A 21,279-nucleotide genomic window follows, 5' to 3' on the forward strand; every position below is an offset into this window, starting at 1 on the left:
CTTCCCTCATTATTTATATTCTATTTCCTTATATGAAGTAATAAATTCTTTCATTACTTTTTTTATTACGCTTACTTTTGGTTTTCTACTTACTATTTCTTTTAATTTATCTAAATAACTAGTAATATCAATATTTTCTTTTTCAATTTTAGTAATAAATATCTTTTTATTTTCTGTTTTTATTGCTGAATTTACATCATAAAGTAATTCTTCATAAAGTTTTTCACCTGGCCTTAACCCTATAATATCTATTCCTACTTTACTTTTTGAAAATCTTATCATATTTTTTGCTAAATCTATTATTTTTACAGGTTCACCCATATCTAAAATAAATATTTCACCACCATTTCCAATAGTTCCAGCTTCTATTACAAGTTGTGCAGCTTCAGAAATAGTCATAAAGTATCTTGTCATTTCTTTATGAGTTACTGTAAGATTCCTTCCTTCTTCGAGAAGAGTTTTAAATATTGGAATAACTGATCCATTACTTCCAAGAACATTTCCAAATCTTACTGCCATAAATTTAGTATTACTACATATATTTTTTTCTTCTATTATAAGCTCACAAGCTCTTTTGGTTGCTCCCATTATATTTGTTGGATTTACAGCTTTATCTGTAGATATCATTACAAATCTATCCACATTATATTTATCTACAATATCTACCAAACCTTTTGTTCCAAATATATTATTTTTTATTGCTTCTTCAGGACTATGTTCCATCAATGGTACATGTTTATGTGCTGCTGCATGAAAAACAATATCTGGTTTATATATTGAAAAAAGATAATCTAATTTTTCTTTATCTCTTATATTACATATTTCACTTATTAAATCTATTCCCTCATAATTTCTCTTAATCTCAAGTTCCAATAAATATAAACTATTCTCATTTATATCAATATTTATTAATTTTTTAGGGTTATACTTTGAAATCTGTCTTGAAATCTCAGAACCTATACTTCCTCCACCACCTGTTATCAAGATAGTTTTTCCTTTAATAAACGAAAATATATTTTCATCATTTACAATAACTTCATCCCTACCTAAAAGATCTTCTATTTTTACATCTCTTATATTATTAATTAATCCTTTATCTGAAAGTCTATCTTCTATAAGAGGAAGTATTTTTATTTCTATGTTGCTTATTTCTTCTAATTCCGTTAATATTAATTTAAGCTTTGAATATTCTAAAGTTGGAATAGCTATTATTAAAACCTCTATTTTTAGTTTTCTTGCATAATATTTTATTACTTCCTTTCCTCCATATACTCTAACTCCATTAATATATAGTTTCTGTTTTTTTATATCATCATCTATAAAGCCCACAATATTATATATAAAATTTTTGCTCATTTTACTTTCTTTAATTAAAGCTACTCCAGCTTCACCTGCCCCATAAACGAATGCTTTTTTCCCTTCTTTTTTACCTTTAAAAAAAGAATTATATTTATATTGTCTCAACATTCTAAAAAACATTCTTATCAATAGCTGTATAGTACTTGAAAAAAATAGTACTAATAATAATATTTGCCTTGAAAATTCTTCTCTCAATAATGAAAAATAAAATATCACTAGTATAAAAGTTATTATATGACTAACAATAAATTTAAAAATATCATTTGTGTCAATATAACTCCAACTTATTTGAAAATTTTTATAAAAAAAAGAAATCATTAAATAAATTAAAATATAATATAAGAAATACTTTACATCCAAAATTGTCAATATAGATATATCTAATTTTAAAAAAATGGCAACTCTTGCAGCTACAATTATTGCTATTGTATCTAAAATCATTTTTCCTATTATCTCTTTTTTGCTATAAAACTCCATTTTTATCTCCTAACCCATTCCTTCAATAAAGTTGTACTTTATATAATCAAGCTTCTTACATTAGTTAACAAATGAAAAGTACTGACACTTCACATCTCTTATACTAAAGATTTTCTAATGTACTCTAGAGTACATTAGCCCAATCTTCTTCTATTTTGATTTTCACTATTTCTAGCTAGGTTCATGTCAAAACCTACTCTTTATATTTCAATTTTCTTTCCAACATGTCTATCAACATAACAGGAGCTCTCTGTCCTATCTCTCCCCCAGTTGTTATCTTTACCATTCTCTCTTTTCCCAAAGAGTAAACTTTATCTTGAATATCCTCTATTCTATCTATCCTAAGCCTATCTCCTAGCTTTAAGATCTCATTACTCAGGCATTCATGTTGGTACTTTCTCACAGCCATCTGCTTCCTATACACTTCCATTAGCTTACTTCTCAATCTCTTATAACGGATACTCCCATTGGAGTACCCCATTCTCTCTCTTTTCTTGAGTTCACCTGTTAACTCTCTTCTTCTTAGCTCCAAAGGATATACCCTATCAGCTAGTTCAACAATCTTTATATCCTCGTTCTCTCTCTTGTAGAACAGATACTGTTTACCTATCCCTATATGAACCTCTCCACTACCTATTCTCTCTCTATACTCTCCAGTTCTCTTATCCACATTTACAGGTGGAACTCCCTTAAAAACTATCTGAGTATAGTATTTTACTCTCTCTCTAACTATCTTTCTAACCAATCTACAATAGGCGATCTCGCTCTTCATAGCTTCCTGCTCATAGTGATTATTCTCATCTACCAAGACCTTTAATCTCAAACCTTTCCAGTCAATATATCCATCAATATATCTAATTCCTGTTCCATTTGATTTTCCCTCTAAGGACTTAAAATCTTCCACCCTCTTAAAATGAATCTTCTCTCCATTTCCATACATCACCTTTTCAAAAGCTCTCCATACCTGTGTTGCTATCTTCTGTGCAGTAAAAGAATCAATATTTTTTTTAAAATACTTCTGCATCTCTTTTACCTCTTTATGAAAAGAATACTCATTAAATCCATTCTCTTTTCTAATGGTCTCCAATCTTTTATATAGATTTTTCTTCTCTTTGCTCCCCTCTGCTTGAGATATCTCCTCTAAAATCTCTCTATAGACCTTAGTTTTTATCATCTCTTTATATCTCTTGTTCATTCTATTCAACAGTGAGTTATATATGTCTCTCCCTATTGAAAATCTTTTCTCCAGTATATCTTTTTGATACTTTTCTACTCTCAAAGGAAATTGAACTATATAGTTAGCCAAAATATTCCTCCTATTCGTTTTTTAAGAAAAATGCGTGTATAGCTGCACTAGTTTCCCTTAAATTCTACAACTTTTAAAATAAAAAGTCAACCTTTATAAAAAATTTTTACAAAATAGCTAAAATTCTAAAAAAATAAACTCAGTTTTTTCTTAAAGCACGTATTTTTACACAAAAAAAATAGCCAAAGAGTAAAATTCTCTTCAGCTATCTTAATAATTAATTATATTCAGTTTTCTATTCTTTATTTTAACTAGCTACTCTTAGCTCTTCATTTAGTTTCTCTATCTCAGTCAAAATGAGCTCAACTCTTCTAGCTCTCTCTAGAGCAAACTTTCTATCTTCACTCTTAGAGAAGTATCTCAAAAACCCTGTACTCACATACTCCATAATCTCTTTTACAGAGGTACACAGTATTATCCCTTTTTTTTGAAAAAGAACTATTCTAATATATCTCATTACCACAGCTTGGATTATCTTCAGATTCATCTCCAATCTAGCTTCTTCCATTATATTTTGAGAGATAGCCAAACTCTTTATCTCTTCAAAATTTTTACCAATTTTTTCCTTTAAATTTTCATATCTGTCTTTCATTTTTACCTCATAATCCTTTATTCATTATCTCATAAATACTTGCCATATCAAGGTTGTTCCTCAAAAGTGTTGCAAGTTTATTATACTCCTTTTCTTTAAATTCAGCAAATGAAAATTTATCCTCTAGAGGTTTTAATCCCTTTCTCTCTCTTACATTATTTAAAAATCTTCTAGTGAACTCCTCATTGTCAAAGATTCCGTGAATATATGTTCCAAATACACTCTCATTAGCTGTAAGGATGAAGTTCTCCTCTTTAACTAGGTTACTATCCTCTCCTACAGTTACTCCTTGATGTATCTCATACCCTCTCACCTTGAGATTTTCACAACCTCTTATGACACTGTTTCCAAGGTCACTCTCCAGTACTCTCTCCACCTGTTGGGTATATTTTACTCTCTCCATAATAGTTTTAATTTTTAAGAAACCAAATCCCTTTACTCTCTCTTGGTCTCCTTCAATATGGTGTGGATCCTCTATCTCCTCTCCTAACATCTGGAATCCACCACAAATTCCTACTACCACTGTTCCTCTATTCTTTAACTCTTTAACTCTTTCAAATATCCCATTCTCTTTTAACTTCTCAATATCAGATATTGTATTTTTACTTCCTGGCAGTATGATTATATCCTCTTCTCCTAGATCTTCCTTATGAAACACATAGTTTAGTGCCACATCAGGATATTGGTTGAGAGCATCAAAATCTGTGTAGTTAGACATCTTATCTGTCCTAATTACACTTATCTTTATCTCTCCCTCTTTTTTAGTATAGTCATTTATCTTCTTAGCAAGTACATCTTCCTCTTCTATATCCAATCTCTCATAGGGGATAACTCCTAAGAATTTAATATCCAAACCTTCACTCTTCAATCTTGCCATAAGCATATCTATTCCAGGCTTTAATAGTTCAGCATCTCCTCTAAACTTATTTATTATCAAGCCCTTTATTCTCTTTCTATCCTTTTCGTCTAATAGAGCTATAGTTCCATAAAGTGAGGCAAATACCCCACCTATCTCTATATTCCCTACCAATATCACCGGAGCATCTACAAGTTCAGCCATACCCATATTCACACAGTCATACTCTCTCAAGTTTATCTCTGCTGGACTTCCTCCCCCTTCCAACACTCCAATATCGAACTCTCTCTCTATCTTCTGATAGTTTCTCAAAGCTACCTCCTTCAAGTAACTACAATTTGAAAAATACTCCTGAGCTGAAGTATTCTTAACAGGTTTACCCTCAATTATTAGCTGTGAATTATTATCAGAATTTGGTTTTAAAAGTATGGGATTCATAAAAGCTCTCGGTATCTCCATTCCAGATTCAGCCTGTACCACCTGAGCTCTGCCCATCTCTAGCCCCTCTATATCTACAAATGAGTTTAAAGCCATATTCTGTGACTTGAAAGGTGAAACCCTATACCCGTCTTGAGCAAAAATCCTACATAACCCAGCTACTATTATACTCTTTCCAACAGATGAACCTGTCCCCTGTACCATTATCTTTCTATGCATACCCCACTCCTTTTAAAATCCTCTAAATACTCTACCTAAATGAACAATCTCCTCTTTTATACTTCTATGCTGTAATTTCTTAATATTTATATCTCCCATTCTAAACATCAGTTGTAACAAAAATCCCATACTCAATGCAGTTATGATAGTTCCTATTCCCAACTTTCCACCTAATAACCAACCCAGTACAAAAGCCATAACCTCTATTCCATTTTTTATAACACTCACAGGTTGATTAAATCTCTTAGTCAAAATCTGCATAAATCCATCTCTTGGTCCACAACCCATACCCTGTATCATATACAGATATGTACCATATGTATAGAAAAATATCCCTACTAATAGCTCTATCACTCTCATATACATATTATCAAATGTTGGTATAAAGTTTAGATATATTATCATATCTATGAATATCCCTATAAATATGAAGTTCAGTACAGTACCTATACCTATTGGCTGTCCTAAAAATATATCCATCAATACTATTATAACCCCTAAAGTTATACTTGCCTGTCCTATTGTAATCCCTGTTACCATAGATACACCTTGATGTAATACATCCCAAGGAGCAAGTCCTAGATTGGACTTCAAAATCACAACACACCCCAACGAACACGATAAAAACCCCAAGAATATCTTTACAAATCTCATTAACTCTTTTTTCAACAAACTCACTTCCTACTTATCTAAATTCCATAGATATCTTACTACAATATATGTTTTTTTTCCAGTATTTATTTGATCGGCACTCTCACTATATATTTTAAGTCTGTAGGATCCTTCTCAAATGCTGGCCCTGATAGTATGTGTACAAATGTATCTCCATCTATCTCATAGCCCTCATCAGCTACCCATTTTACCATCTTCTCCACACCAAATCTTATCTCATCAAACTTACTCTGGCACACTGTAGATGCATATTTTTTCTTAGGATAGTAACATCTATTCCCATACTCCTCATAATCTTTTAGAAGTATGAGTTTATCATAGGCATAGCTCCTATTTACTATCTCCTCCTCCTTTATAGTAAAGGCATACATTCCTACAGGTACTAGATTTTGCTTTGTAGATACCAAAAATCCATCTAGCTCCTTAAATGCTTTGGATATACCCACATAGTCCTTATCCATCACCACTGGAGCATAGATACCTCTTATCTCCTCCTCCTCAATAAAGAATCTATCCATATTGTTTTCTAGAGTTATGAGATATCTCATCTGAGTGGCATTCTCCACAAGCTCCTCTTCCAATTCTTGAAGTCTTACAATCTCCTTTTTCGTCTGCTCCAACATCTTATTCATCAACTCAAGAGTGTGAGAATAGCTCACATTCTCCAGATGACTCTTTATCTTTGCATTACTAAATCCCAATTTTTTTAAGTGAACTATCATCTTAATAATAGGTATTTGAAAAAAGCCATAATATCTATAATTAGTATCCTCATCTTTATAACTTGGTGATATTATCCCTTCACTGTCATAGTATCTCAATGTAGAAATTGGTAAGCTCGTTATCTTAGATACCTCTCCTATTGTTAAATAATCTTTCATCTCTCTTCCTTTCTAATCTTTACCCTTTCAATTAATTCATCTACTAAATAATAAAACACTGGTATTACAATCAAAGTCAACAGTGTAGCTACTGACAATCCAAAAACAACTACAAATGACATCCCTTTATACATCTCCGAACCCTGTCCATTACTAAACATAAGTGGTAACATTCCCAGTACTGTAGTCATAGTGGTCATAAGTATCGGTCTAAGTCTTGTTCTTCCAGCTGTTATTATCGCCTTAACTTTACTATCTCCCTCTTCTCTTCTTATATTTATGAAGTCTATCAAAACAATAGCATTATTTACAACTATACCAGCTAGCATTACAAATCCTATGGAAACCATAGCATCTATATTTAAATTTACCCCATAGAGAGCATAAAAAGCCCCTGTTGTAGATAGTGGAATAGACAGTATTATGATAAAAGGCATTACAAAAGATTCAAACTGCCACACCAGTATAAAATAGATCAAAAATATTGCTATTCCAAAAGTGTATTTTAACTGTTCACTCATCTCAGCCATATCTGCACTCTTTCCACCTTGAGCATAGATCACACTATCAGGCAATCCCATTTTCTCTATCTCCTCTTCTATCTTTTCCTGAGCTGTTTTCAAATCCAAACTTCTATCTAGGTTGGCATATAGTACTATCTTCTTTCTCTTATCCTTTTTCTCCAATTTAGAAGGTCCCTCTTCTATTCTAAAACTTGCTACATCTGAGATCTTTATATTCTTTCCACTTGGTAGAGTCACCCTTGAATCCAAGATATACTCTGTTGACTCCCTATAGTTTTGTGCCAGTTTTAAAGTTACATCAATCTCATCATTATCACTGTTTATAGTGATAGGAACTCCCCCTTGTATCTGTACCTGCAACATTCTAGCTATATCTTTGATATTTACTCCATAATACTCAGCTTTCTCTCTATTAATATAGAATTTACCCTCTGGTTTTCCACCTTCAAAAGATGAACTCACCTCTTTTATTCCCTCAATCCTAGAGACTCTCTCCTTTAGTTCACCTATTATACTCTGCAACTGCATATCACTATCTGAATATAGCTCCAACTCCAAGTCATATATCCCTCTTATTCCGAATCTATAACCTGGTGTTATTGTTATCTCAGCATCTGGAATATCCACATAGACTCTTCTCAATTCACGTATTATCTCCACCATAGATCTATCTCTTGTACCCTTTAGTCCAGCATTGATATTCAATATAGATCTCATTCCATTTCCAGAGACAGTAAAATCCTTTATAAAGTCCAATTGATTTACTCTACTCTCCAATATCCTAGCTATTCTATCTCCCTTATTTATATCTGAACCAGCTGGTAACTTTGCCACTACAGCAAATCTTCCCTCGTCCACTGTAGGAATAAATCTTCCTCCTAACTTACTTGCCACATATAGTGAGCCTACAAAAAGCACAACTATACTAGCTAAAACTGCCCATCTTCTTCTAATGGCAAATTTCAACATAGATACATAATTTCTCTTTACTAATTTAAAAAGTTTACCCTCTGAATTGATATCTCTCTTTCCATTCATTATCTTGCTCGAAATCATAGGAACAAAGGTAAGAGATATTACAAGTGATGCTAATAGAGAGTAGGATATAGCATAACATAGATTATTGAATTGCTCCTTTGCCAAGCCCTCTTGAAATACCAATGGTAAAAATGCTGCCACTGTAGTCAATGTTGATGCCAACACAGGAAGTGCCATCTCTTGAGCCCCATCTCTAGCTGCTGTGATCCTATCTTTTCCCAATTCTGACAGATGTCTATATATATTATCAACCACAACTACTGAGTTGTCAACTAACATTCCTATTCCCAATGATAATCCCATCAAGGACATCAAATTTAAAGTTATCCCTTGAGCATTCAAAAGAAAGAAGGTAAAGATTACTGATATTGGAATAGCTGTAGCTATTATCAATGTAGCTGATACACTCTTTAAAAATATAAACAGTATTATAGAGGCTAGAAAAAGCCCTATCATTCCACTTGTCTGTACATTTTTAATAGAGTTCATTATTGTTATTGAAGAGTCAAATTCATAGCTCATCACTGTATTATTGGGGAATGACTGTTTTAACTCCTCTAGGTATCTCTTCACATTTTTTACTATCTCAACTGAATTTCCCTCATCTGTCTTTGAAACTATTACTAATATATTATCCTTTCCATTCTTTCTATTTACTGAAGTAAGATCTTTAGAGGAGATATCTATATCTGCTATATCCTTTAATTTTAAAAGGTGTCCATTTCTATTGCTCAAGACTATATTTTTTATCTCATCAGCACTATTTATCTCAGCTTCAACCTTGATCAGATACTCCTTCTCTCCCTCTCTCACTATTCCACCTGGAATATTGATAGTAGCACCACTCATCTTGTTGTATACATCTATTATACTCAAATTGTAGTTCTCCAATTTCTCTGGATCTATAACTACTGAAACCTCTTGTTCTCTACCACCATAAGTCTCTACCTCAGCTACACCTTCAATCCTTTCCAATATAGGTTTTAATATATTCTCAATATAGCTTCTCATCTCTATCATATCTCCACCAGCCATTGAGAATGTCAGTGCTGGTGCATCAGAAGATGAACTCTTCCTTATGGTTGGTTCCTTCATCTCCTCTGGAAATCTTCCCCTTATCTGGTTGATCTCATTTTGAATAAGAGTAATTTTTGTCTCTACATCTGTACCATACTTAAATTTCACATATATAAAAGCCATCTCTGCTGTAGACTCTGAACTATACTCCACAACTCCCTCTACATTGGGAAGTATGTTCTCTATCTTCCTCACTATCATCTTATCCATATCAGCTGGAGTTGCCCCTTCCCACCTCACTCTAATCCTTACAGTAGGTCTATTTATATTGGGTAGCATCTCCACTGGCATCTTCTTCAATCCCAAATATCCAAAGAATATCATAGAGATTAAAAACATTATTGTAGTAGCTGGTTTTCTTATTGAAAATTCTGGTATTGATCTCATCTTAGCTCTCCTTCACCCTATCATTATTATTTAATAGGTATTGCCCCTCTACTACGATTCTATCTCCCTCTTGGTACTCTGGGAACTCAATCAATCTCATATCTCCTATTGTTCTTTTAGGAGTCACTCTATAGATAAAGACTCTATCCCCTCTCACAACTGCTATGTATGAGTATAGATCTTTGATCATCAAAGCTTTTGTAGGTACAAAAATCCCCTTTATATCTCCCATTTTTAAACTTATTTTTGCATACATCCCCTTCAAAATTCTTTTATCTAGGTTTTTTATCCCCAATCTTATTGAGTATTTTTTACTATCACTATCTGAATTTAAGTTGAATGTCTCTACAACACCCTCTCTCTTCTCTCCTAGCTCCTCTACGAATACCTCAGCCTTCTCTCCAATCTTGCTATTTCCTATGTCCTTTCCTGTTATAGCTACATCTACTTCCATCTCTGAATTATCTATTACAGTGACAATATTCACTCCAGATTTTAATTTTTCATATTTTTTCACATATAGATCAGTTATCACTCCATCTATTTTTGAAACAACATCTAAGTTATCAAAATCCTCCTTAGCTCTTATGAAGTTTCCCTCTGCTATTTTCATCTCCCCTTGAGCAGTCTCATATCTATTCTTTACATTCAGATAATCATTTTCAGATATAATCTCCTTTTTATATAGCTTTTCATACTTTTCAAATGAGATCTTCTCTGTGGAAAATGTTGATTCAGCCTTTAAAAATCTTCCCTGTGCCTCATAGTAATCAGCTACTACATCTGCATTGTAGAGCTTTACTATCACCTGTCCCTTTCTCACTCTATCTCCATTTTTGAAGTATATCTCCTCTACATCTCCACCAGTAGAAGTTACTATTTTCATCTCCATCTTAGGCTTCAATTCCCCGTTATAACTCTTTATATTATCCAAGACTCTCTCTTTTAACTCCATAGTCTTTACTATCTTTACATTTTCTTTTTTTGAGAAATCACTCTTCATACCTTTACCACCACAACCTAACATTGTAACTGAAAGTAGCAATACAAGTATTTTTTTCATCTAATAAATCTCCTCCTCTAATTTTATTTTATAATCTTAACATAATTTCTCATCATTGTAAATCAAACTTTTTTAAAATCAAAAAAATAGGAGAACTACAGAGTTCTCCTACATAAAATTGATCTTACTATTTTTTATCTTTTTTATTTTTCAATCTTTCTAAAAGTTCGGTATCTATCTCTACACTCTTCTCTTTTAATAGATCTGGTACAGTTCTCTCCAATGGTATTACTCCAATTGCCATCACTATTTCATAAGGAAGAGAGGCTCTAAATGTCTTTAACATCTTCAACATATGTTCAACCTTTTCTCCTGGGAGTGATAGTAAAAATATGCAATCTGTACCTGGCCAAATATGAGTATTCTTATGTTTTATCTTCTCATTCCAAACACTTTCAGCCTTTCTCTGTACTGTATAGAGATGAAAATGTATCTCTTCAAGGAAATCTTCTAACATCACCTTATGTGATTCATTAATGTAAACCATCATCATCTTATAATTTTGGAAATTATTCATATATCTTTCCTCCTCTATTATTCTGCTGATTTTTTCCCTACTTTTTTAATTAGATTTGACATTTTTTCGATAAAATCTTCTACTAATGTAAATAGTATAGGAATGATTACTAGTGTTAATATAGTAGAGAAAGTTAATCCAAACATTACTGTTATAGCCATTCCTCTATATATTTCAGATCCCTCTCCTATTCCCAATGACAATGGTAGCATTCCTAGTACTGTTGTCATAGTTGTCATAAGTATCGGTCTAAGTCTAGTTCTACAAGACTCTACTACTGCCTCTATTCTACCACTACCTCTCTCGATAGTCAATTGAATAAAGTCTATCAATACAATGGCGTTGTTTACAACTATACCTGCTAGTAGTATAAGTCCAACCATTACCATTATATCTATAGGTTGATTAGCTATTAATAATCCTACTATTATTCCTATTAGTGATAGTGGTACTGATCCCAATATGATAAATGGTAATAAGAAGTTTTCAAACTGTGCAGCTAGTAGTGCATAGATTAAGAATATTGAAATTCCTAGAGCCATTCCCAACTGACTTGTTGAATCTTGTAAGTTCTCTGAACTTCCTCCCCATCTATATGATACTGAAGCTGGTGGATTTGATTCATTGAAGGCTTTTATTATCTCACCTTGTAAAGCTCTAATTCCTACACCACCATCATTTGCTGATACTGTTACACTGTATATTCTATCTGTTTTGTTTATCTCAGATGAACCTTCAGCATAGATAACTTTTGAGATATCAGAAACTTTTACAAACTTTCTATCTCCAATTTTGATATTGATATTTTGGATATCGTTAATATCTTTTCTCTTATCTTTTGGAAGTCTTACTAAAACATCTATCTCCTCACTTCCAGTTTTTACTGTTACAGTATCCCCTCTGTTTCCTCCAAGTATAGAGTAACTCATTATCTGTCCAACTGTCACAGGATCTATACCATAACTTCTAATCTTATCTCTATCCAATACTATTCTAGCCTCTACGTTTCCTGGATCTAGAGTTGATTTTACGTCAACTGCTCCTGGATATAGTTTTAATCTCTCTAGAACATTTTTTCCAACCATTTTTATCTCATCTAAGTTTGATCCTACTATATCAAACTCAACATCTCTTGAAGGACTTGACATAGCAAAGTTCTCTGATAAACTGATTCTTGTATCAGGGATCTTATCAGTTGCCTTTCTTATTCTATCCATTATCTCAAATACAGTAACATCTCTACTATCTTTTTTACCTACATCTATGTTAACTGAGATCAAGTCATTTTGAATAACTGTAAAGTAGAACTTTGTCATTGGGTCATTTTTAATTATATCCTCTATCTGTTTAGAGATATATTCTGACTTATCTAGATCAAGTCCCTTACCTAACTCAGCAACTACAGAGTATCTACCTTGGTCTTGTTTAGGCATAAACTCAACTCTTAACATACTTCCACCAACTATAACTGTGAAGAAGAATAGTGCTATAGTTGCACCTAAAGTCTTAAATCTATTTTTCAATGTCCAGTTAATAATTTTCAAATAAGAAGCCTTTACTTTGGCAAATATCTTTCCTTCTGCTGTGATATTTGTCTTAGTTGTTAGGAATCTACTTGCTAGCATTGGTATCAATGTTAACGATACTAATAGTGCAGCTACGTTTGAGAATATTATTGAAAGTGATAGATCTTTAAATATCTCTCTAGCTATTCCTGGTATAAATAGTATAGGTATGAATACGACCATTGTTGTAAGTGCTGAAGCTATAACTGAAAGTGTAACCTCAGTAGCTCCATTTTCAGATGCTTCCATCACTGGTGAGTGAAGCTCTGTCATATGACGATAGATATTATCCACAACAACAACGGAGTTATCTGTTAGCATTCCAACACCTATAGATAATCCCATAAGTGAGATCAAGTTAAGTGATGTATTAGCTAGTGCTAGGAAAGCAAAAGTAAATATTATTGCAACTGGTAGAGCTGCTGAAACTAGGAATGTAGCTCTGACGTTCTTTAAGAATACCAATAGTACTATTGTTGCTAGTACTAGACCTTGAACTGCGTTACTTGAAACACTTGAAATAGATTTCTCTATATCTTCAGAAGTATCTAGTAGTATCTTATACTCTCCACCTGGTGGCATTACAGATTTTAAACTCTCTAGTGCTTTGTATGCTGCTCTATTTAATTCCAATGTACTTCCATCTGCTGATTTTTCCACTGCTACAACTATCGCATCTTTTCCTGATAGGAAACCTTTACTTGAGTCATCCTCAGTAGTCAATACTATATTAGCTACATCTTTTAATTTAAGTGTATTACCATTACTTTGAATGATCATATTCTCATATTCATCAATGTAGTTTAGCTCTCCCATAAATCTAGCTATAATATTTTTATTACCAGTTTTTACTGTACCTAATGGTAAATTTTGGCTAGATAGTGAGATCATTCTGTATAGCTCAACTGGTGATAGGTTGTAAGCTGCTAACTTATCACTATCAAATTGTATCTGTAACTGCTTATCTGAGTTACCGAAAACATTTACCTGTCCTATTCCTGTCAAGCTCTCAAATTTAGGTTTTAAATACTCCTCTACAAATGTACTTAGCTCTGCTCTATTTGGAGCTGAGAACATTGTAACCATAGTCAAGTTACCTGAACCAGCATCTACCTTCTTAACAATTGGTGTATTTGCATCTTGAGGTAGATCATTGGATATTTTTGATAACTCTCTTTGGATCTCTGTAGCCTTATCATTAGCATTTACTCCAAAGTTAAATTTAACTATTACCAATGATTGCTCAAATGATGAAGTTGATTCTATCTTATCTATACCCTCAACATTGGGAAGAATCTCCTCTATTTTTTTTGTAATCTGTGTCTCTACATCTTCAGCTACAGCTCCGTTCCAAGTTGTTCTAACAGTAACAACGGGAATTTCCATATTTGGCAGTAACTCTGATTTCATTGTAAACATTGCCATAAGACCTATAAACATAATGGATATCATCACCATTGTTGTTGCAACTGGTCTACGTATTGACAAACCTGCTAATGTCATCTATTTTCACCTCGTTATTTCTCTATTATTATTTAGCTTCTATATTCTCTTTGACCTTGTCTCCCTCTTCAAGACCAAATACTCCTTTAACAACTATCTTATCTCCCTCTTTTATATCTTTAGATGAGATTTGAGTATATGGTAAGTTAGTTGCTCCTGTTTTTACTTCTACTCTTGTAGCCTTATCATTTTCAATCTTATATACATATGAAACTAAGTTTCTTACGAAAATTGCCTCATCTTCAATTGATAGAGCCTCTGTTTTTCCAGCTGGAACAGTTACATATGAGTACATTCCATCTTTTATACTCTTATCTTTATTATCAATAGCCACTTTAATCATAAACTTCTTAGTGTCATACTCTGCAATTGGGTTTATCTCAACAATTTTTCCTGTTAGAGTCTTGTCAATATCTGGAACCTCAACTTGAACTTCCATTCCAACTTTTATCTCATCTAACCATTCAGCTGGGAATCCTACATATGTTTCCATTTGATTATCATTTATAACTGTGAACACTGTATCTGTTCCAGCTACTTTCTTACCTACTTTAGCAAATAGATTTCCCACTGTTCCATTTATCTCTGCTCTTCTTGATAACTTATCATAATCTGATTTAGCTGACTCATAGTTAGCTTTTGCTGACTCATAAGCTCCCTTAGCATTGATATAGTTATTTTCATAGTTTATATACTCAAGATATGAGATTAACTCTTGATCATATAGTTTTTTAAATTTTTCATAGTTGTTTCTAGCTATCTCCATTGATGATTTGCTAGAAGCATAGTTAGCTTTTGCTGTAAAGTAAGCTGACTCAGTTGCACTGTCAGATAGTACCATTACTAGCTCACCTTTTTTTACTTTATCCCCATTTTTCTTTAATATCTTCTCAACTATTCCACCCTTTTCTGTTTGGTGATCTATCTTCCCTTTTGGTTCAAGAATAGCATCTGTTCTGAATACTTGGTTCATTGTTCTTGTTTTCACTGGTTCAGTTACAACATATTTAGCAGGTTTTTCTATTACTTTTTCCTCTTTTTTCTTTCCACAACCTACTAGCATTAGCATTAATATAAATACTAAATATTTAGCTTTTTTCATTATCTTTTCCTCCTAAATTTATCTATTTTATTAAATCAACATTGATCTATATCTTTCAAATGCATATAGATAATCAATTACTACCTGATTGTATCCAACTTTTGCCTCTCTCAATTGAGTCTCTGAATCCAAAAAGTCAATTGTTGAAATTAATCCAGCAAGATATTTTTCCTTATCCATTCTATAGTTTTCTAAAGCTGCCTCTAAAGCTCTTGATTTAGAATCTCTATTTTTTTCCATTCTTATTAGCTCAAGATAAGCTTCAGTTACATTTACATCTATATTATCTTGTGAAATCTTCTCTTTTAACTCCTCTTGCTCTTGATTAAGCTTTGCCACTCTATAGTTGTCATAGTTTTTTCCAAATTCAAATACATTCCAAGTTACTTGAACTCCACCTCTCCATTCAGCATCATCCATAGTTGTATTATATTTTCTTCTATCTGATTCCACACCATAACTAGCAAATGCACTCACACGTGGTAACATATCAGCTCTAGCTACTTTTTTAGAAGCCTCTGCTACATTTACAAAATTATTAGCTATTAAAGCATTTATACTCTTAGTCTTAGCTTGTTCCATATCACTTTGAAAATCAATATTTCTACTTAGGTACATAGGTACATCAAACTCTACAACTGAAAGTTCCTCTCCCTTTGGTATACCCAATCTCAATTTTAGATTCTCCTTTTGAACAGCTACTCTATTTTGTGCTCCAATTATCTCTGAATCCACTTCTAATAGAGAGTACTCAGTTTTTAATAGATCAGCCTTAGTTATCAATCTTAGATCCAACTGAGCTTTTTGCTTGTTATATGTAGCTTGTAACTCATCTTTTGATGATAATAGAGCCTCTAAATCCTTCTCATTTTTCACTATATCTGAGTATATTCTAATAGTATCAAGTCTCACATCTCTCTTATCTCCTAGATAGTTAAGATCTGCAATTCCCTTATATGCTTTAGCATACTGGATTCCACCTAATATTGCTCCCCCTTGGAATAGTGGTTGAGATATAGTTATTTTTTGTGAATATCCACCTCTAGCATCTACTGTCTCTGGATTTGCTTGAGTTGTCAACCTTCTGCTAGGTCTCTGCTCCTTAGTTATTCTTCTATCATACTCACTTCTTGTATATGATCCTGTGTATACCACACTTGGTAAAGCATTTTTAAAAGCTATACCTACATTTAATTTAGCTGACTCTACACCCTTTTCTGATATCTTCATCTCTTTACTATTATCTAATGCCATCTGAATAGCTTGATCTAGAGTAAGCTCTCTTGCAAAAACTGAACTACTTAACAACAAAAGTAATCCTACAGTTTTCTTCATAAATCTACCTCCTAATATGTTAAAATTTTTAAAATACTCTCTGAGATTATCTCAATATTTTTTTCAAACTCCTTTGAGTTGTATTTATCTTTTATCTCCTCAATATTCTTAATAAAATTTCCATCTCTCTCAGAGATAAAAAGAGTAAATGTTTTGTAGTTAGTTATTATACTGCTAAGCATTTTTGAGTAAAAATCCACTTCTCCATCATCTATCTTGATCTCCTTGGAGTAAGCTTTGATTATACACCTCATTTTACCCACTATCAAGCCCTCTATCTCCTTTAATAGTGCTAAAGTCCTCTCATCTAGCAGAGCAATGTTTCTAAATAGATTGATCATCACCAGATTATCCTTCAAATTCTCATCCTCTAAAATGATCCTATTTCTTACCAATTTCTTCACATTATTTACCAGACTAACCCTTCTATCAATAGCAGTCTCAATCTTTAGCTTATTTATAGTCTCCTCTAATATATGATCTATCACTAGATTTTTACTTTTAAAATATGTATAAAAACTCCCTTTGGAAATTCCAGCACAGTTTGTTATGTCTTCTACTGATGTATTTCTATATCCCTTTTCCAATATCATCTTTTTAGTCGAAGATATTATCAGCTCTTTTTTCCCCACCTCTCTCATCTCCATTTCAATGTCTACAACTAATTTATTATAAACTATAAAGTGACTTGAGAGTCAATAGATTTTATTAAAATTTTATGATAAATTCAACCTCTTTCTTAATTTTATCATAAATAAATGAGTATTTTAAGTTTAAATTTTCCAAAATATTCTTTACAATAGATAATCCTAGCCCTGTTCCTCCATATTTCCTATTTCTTGATTTGTCCATCTTATAAAATAGATCAAATATCTTCTCAATCTCCTCCTGTGAGATCTCCTTAGAAGAGTTCCTAATCACCAGTTTTTCCTCTGTGAGCTCTATCCCTATTCTTCTATTCTCATCAACATAGGTTATAGCATTAGTTAGTAGATTATTTAAAACAATATTAAAAAGTTTTTTGTCAGTTTTCAAAACTCTCTTCCTGTAGCTTTGTGACAACTCTATGTTCTTGCTCTCTATATCCAATTGATATTTTTTTAAACTCTTTCTAATTAAGCTCTCCAACTCCACATCTTCATATATTATATTTAAGTTTTTAAACTCCAATTTCAGATAGTTATTTATATCCTTTACAATCTTGTTTATAGCCATTCCCTCTTCATAAACAATATCATATGTCTTTTTCACATCTTTTTCCTCTATCATTCCATCTTGCAACGCTTCCATATACCCATTTATAATAGCTACTGGTGTTTTTAATTCGTGTCCAATAGTCCTCATAAACATCTTCTCCGTCTCCAACAATCTCTCTTTCTCTAGTAATTCAGATTTTAATTTTTCATTCAAAGAGTTTAACTCCTCAATATTTTCCTTCAATTTCAATGCCATTCTATTTATACTGTTTCCTAGACTTTCCAACTCATTTTTAGATTTAATCTTTACTGTCTCTGTAAAATCAAGATTGGAAATTCTATATGAGACCTTCTCCAATATCTCTATTGGCTTCGATATCCTCCTAGATACTATGTAGGTTATAATTAAAATCATTGGAATTATAAATAGAGTATACCTTTTGTATACTCCTATCATCTTCTTCAATACAACTTTGGACTCTATAACTTCGCCTATCAATACAACAATCTCATTCTCTGAAATTTTTTTCACTAAAAAAAGATGATTCGTCAATGATGATAGTTTTACTAATTTCACTCTGTACTCATTAGGTATCATATTTTTCAAATCAATTTTCAAACTGTTTCTATTTACATATTTAATAAAATTGGTATCCTTATCATCTCTATTTAACTCAATATTTCTCAAATATACCTTTACATTTATATTATTAAGAGTTTTCTCCTCTTTTCTCCCTCTTCTTAACTTATCTAAATCCAATGATTCAGCTATCTCTATCAAATTTTTCTTATCCTGCTCTATTATATACCTATCTGCATAGAGATGATTGAATACATACATCAACATCAATGGAAGATAGGTTATTAAACAAACATAGATAAATATCTTATAAAATACTTTTCTCATATCCCTCCCTTACAGATCCAGTTTATAACCAATCCCTCTCACTGTTTTTATAGCTTTTTTTCCAATCTTTTTTCTTAAATTCTTTATATGTGCATCTATAGTTCTATCATCTCCATAAAAATCATAACCCCACACCTCATTCAGAAGTTTCTCTCTACTCAATGCAATCCTATTATTTTTTATCAAGTACATCAATAGTTCATACTCCTTAGGTGCTAAATCTATCTCTCCAGTCAGATTAGCCACATAGTGTGAACTGTCATTTATTATTAACTCCCCTATCTCTATAGAACTCTCTATCAACATATTGGTTTTCTTTAGTAATGCCTTTATTCTTGCAAGTAAAACTTTATTATTGAATGGTTTTGTAATATAGTCATCTGCCCCTATCTCAAATCCAAAGATCTCATCTTCAATCTCATCTCTTGCAGTGAGCATTATCACTGGTGTTTTAGTATATTTTTTTATCTCTCTCAAAATGCTCCATCCATCTTTTTTAGGTAACATTACATCTAGTAGTATCAAATCAAAGGGTTTTTCATAAAATATCTTCAATCCCTCCTCTCCATCTTCAGCTTCCGTTACCTCATACCCCTCTTTTACAAGATATATTCTCAATATATTTCTTATTTGCTCCTCGTCATCTATTATCAATATTCTGTTCATTTTTCTTTCAACACCTCTTATTTTAGTTTTATAATCTAGTATAAATTAATTTTATGAACAACTTGTGAACAAAATTTGTTTTATTTTTATAACTTTTCACTGCTTATAACTATACAAAAAACAAAGTAACAAAGTTACTCTGCTTTTCTAAATTTTTCTTGTCTATATGAAAATAGACTGTTGAAAAATCAACAGTCTACGTTATATGATATATTCATTAATTAGAAAGTAGTTTTAAATCCTGCCCATACTGTTGGCTGCCATCTCCATGTAGATGCAGATTTATTACTATCTATTGTCCAGTTTCTGTATTCAGCTCCTGCTGCTGCATAAACGCTCATATTATCTGTTACAGCATAGTTCGCTTGAACATATGGTAATGCATATAAACTATATTTATCTTTGTCAGTTCCTAATACTGTATTATTTTTAGGAGTTCCAAATTGTTTCTCTTGTGACCAAGTATATGGATCATATCCACCTTCAAATCCTAAATCTACAGCAAATCCACCATTTTTATATAAGTTTGTTGTATTATAGATATAGAATTCCATATCTAAAGTTAAGTTTTTATCTTTTGCATTCATTCCATCATTGAATAATTGATCTCTTCCATAGAAGTGTTCAGTTGCATATAAATTAAACTCTGTTGAGAAGTTTAAAGGTAGTGTAAAATATGAATATAGGTTTAATCCTAATTTGTTTTCATAGTTTGAACTATTGTTACTTCCCCATGTATAACCATATGTTGGAGCGATTTCAAAATAATCAGTTTTTACAAAATCATTGTTGAACATATAATCTGCAAAGTTAAATCTTGCTTGATACTCTACATTTTGTTTTTTATCAACAGTGTTATTTTTGTATTGAACTCTTGATCTTAAATCAACTTTTGAGTCTCCTAGCTTCCCATGATCATAGAAATATCTAAATCTTGATTCAGTTCCATTATTATTGCTTCCAGCCATCATTGGATGCTCATTTAGAGAGTTATAATCTCTAACTCTGAACTCTAAACTCTGATTTTTTGTCATGTTTATGTTCCCTTTTATTTGCGTTCTTGAGTAATCGTTATTTGGATTCCAAGTGTTAGCTCTATCTTTTCCTTCAGTCTCTCCATAGTATCTATATTGTAGATCTAAAGATCCATTTGGTTTGAATACTTCTGGTTGTTCTTGAACTAAGATAACATCATTTTCTACGATCTCTACTGGTTCCTCTTCTACAACTACTGGAACTGGTATGATCTCTTTAGCTTGAGCTATAGCAACTGTAGCTAAAAATGCTCCTAATAATAGTATTGATTTTTTCATAAAAATACCCCCTAGTATCTATTTATATTAACTGATATACAGTTATTTACTTAGATGATAATCATATATTTATTCGGGAGAATATAGATTATCATCCCAATGAGTGAGATAATTACAAAGATTAGCACTTTTGTTGTCCTTATCACAGTTCAAAGTATATATCAGCAATTTGATACTAGTATGATTGATATTTATTTTTTTTTATTTTTTTTATCTCTTCTATTTCATATTTTCTTCATAGTTAGAAAAAAAAGACCAGCCTCTACTTTACTAGAAACTGATCTTT

At 32.1% G+C, this 21,279-nt stretch carries 16 protein-coding genes; all 16 read right to left on the reverse strand.

The features are described 5' to 3' along the window. Nucleotides 1-9: 9 nt before the first annotated feature. The 16 genes from ABNK64_RS03720 to fomA all read right to left on the reverse strand — a co-directional run bounded on the left by ABNK64_RS03720 (nucleotide 10) and on the right by fomA (nucleotide 20,993). Entirely contained in the window at nucleotides 10-1,836 is a 1,827-nt protein-coding gene (locus ABNK64_RS03720; RefSeq protein WP_349763515.1) for a polysaccharide biosynthesis protein, read from the reverse strand. Between the two features lie 193 nt (nucleotides 1,837-2,029). Beyond that, a complete protein-coding gene (locus ABNK64_RS03725; RefSeq protein WP_349763516.1) occupies nucleotides 2,030-3,142 on the reverse strand; it encodes a transposase in 1,113 nt (370 codons plus the stop codon). A gap of 247 nt (nucleotides 3,143-3,389) precedes the next feature. Then, on the reverse strand, nucleotides 3,390-3,734 hold the full coding sequence (locus ABNK64_RS03730; RefSeq protein ID WP_291255434.1) for a hypothetical protein: 345 nt from the start codon (nucleotides 3,732-3,734) through the stop codon (nucleotides 3,390-3,392). Between the two features lie 7 nt (nucleotides 3,735-3,741). Beyond that, nucleotides 3,742-5,247 carry a cobyric acid synthase gene (locus tag ABNK64_RS03735; protein ID WP_349763517.1) on the reverse strand — a complete coding sequence of 502 codons (1,506 nt, stop codon included), beginning with the start codon at nucleotides 5,245-5,247 and terminating at the stop codon, nucleotides 3,742-3,744. A 12-nt stretch (nucleotides 5,248-5,259) separates the two neighbouring features. Beyond that, a complete protein-coding gene (locus ABNK64_RS03740; RefSeq protein ID WP_349763518.1) occupies nucleotides 5,260-5,925 on the reverse strand; it encodes a YczE/YyaS/YitT family protein in 666 nt (221 codons plus the stop codon). Between the two features lie 59 nt (nucleotides 5,926-5,984). Continuing rightward, nucleotides 5,985-6,800: a MerR family transcriptional regulator gene (locus ABNK64_RS03745; protein WP_349763519.1), complete on the reverse strand. Its 816-nt coding sequence runs from the start codon at nucleotides 6,798-6,800 to the stop codon at nucleotides 5,985-5,987. Continuing rightward, nucleotides 6,797-9,826: an efflux RND transporter permease subunit gene (locus tag ABNK64_RS03750; protein WP_349763520.1), complete on the reverse strand. Its 3,030-nt coding sequence runs from the start codon at nucleotides 9,824-9,826 to the stop codon at nucleotides 6,797-6,799. Before ABNK64_RS03750 ends, ABNK64_RS03745 begins: the two co-directional genes overlap by 4 nt. A 1-nt stretch (nucleotide 9,827) precedes the next feature. After that, a complete protein-coding gene (locus tag ABNK64_RS03755; RefSeq protein ID WP_349763521.1) occupies nucleotides 9,828-10,889 on the reverse strand; it encodes an efflux RND transporter periplasmic adaptor subunit in 1,062 nt (353 codons plus the stop codon). Between the two features lie 127 nt (nucleotides 10,890-11,016). Continuing rightward, nucleotides 11,017-11,406: a PG0541 family transporter-associated protein gene (locus ABNK64_RS03760; RefSeq protein WP_291255440.1), complete on the reverse strand. Its 390-nt coding sequence runs from the start codon at nucleotides 11,404-11,406 to the stop codon at nucleotides 11,017-11,019. A 17-nt stretch (nucleotides 11,407-11,423) separates the two neighbouring features. Continuing rightward, entirely contained in the window at nucleotides 11,424-14,474 is a 3,051-nt protein-coding gene (locus ABNK64_RS03765; RefSeq protein WP_349763522.1) for an efflux RND transporter permease subunit, read from the reverse strand. A gap of 28 nt (nucleotides 14,475-14,502) precedes the next feature. Then, nucleotides 14,503-15,576 carry an efflux RND transporter periplasmic adaptor subunit gene (locus ABNK64_RS03770; protein WP_349763523.1) on the reverse strand — a complete coding sequence of 358 codons (1,074 nt, stop codon included), beginning with the start codon at nucleotides 15,574-15,576 and terminating at the stop codon, nucleotides 14,503-14,505. Nucleotides 15,577-15,606: 30 nt separating this feature from the next. Beyond that, nucleotides 15,607-16,911, reverse strand: a complete 1,305-nt coding sequence (locus ABNK64_RS03775) for a TolC family protein (protein WP_291255443.1) — start codon at nucleotides 16,909-16,911, stop codon at nucleotides 15,607-15,609. A gap of 11 nt (nucleotides 16,912-16,922) precedes the next feature. Continuing rightward, complete coding sequence (locus ABNK64_RS03780) at nucleotides 16,923-17,543, reverse strand: TetR/AcrR family transcriptional regulator (protein WP_349763524.1); 621 nt, start codon at nucleotides 17,541-17,543, stop codon at nucleotides 16,923-16,925. 76 nt (nucleotides 17,544-17,619) lie between these two features. Next, nucleotides 17,620-19,014, reverse strand: coding sequence for a sensor histidine kinase (locus ABNK64_RS03785; RefSeq protein ID WP_349763525.1), 1,395 nt, complete (start codon nucleotides 19,012-19,014; stop codon nucleotides 17,620-17,622). A gap of 9 nt (nucleotides 19,015-19,023) precedes the next feature. Next, entirely contained in the window at nucleotides 19,024-19,680 is a 657-nt protein-coding gene (locus tag ABNK64_RS03790) for a response regulator transcription factor (protein WP_349763526.1), read from the reverse strand. Nucleotides 19,681-19,901: 221 nt separating this feature from the next. Then, on the reverse strand, nucleotides 19,902-20,993 hold the full coding sequence (gene fomA, locus ABNK64_RS03795; RefSeq protein WP_291255447.1) for a major outer membrane protein FomA: 1,092 nt from the start codon (nucleotides 20,991-20,993) through the stop codon (nucleotides 19,902-19,904). Between the last annotated feature and the right edge of the window lie 286 nt (nucleotides 20,994-21,279).

This window comes from Fusobacterium sp. SYSU M8D902 (assembly GCF_040199715.1).
Classification (GTDB): domain Bacteria; phylum Fusobacteriota; class Fusobacteriia; order Fusobacteriales; family Fusobacteriaceae; genus Fusobacterium_A.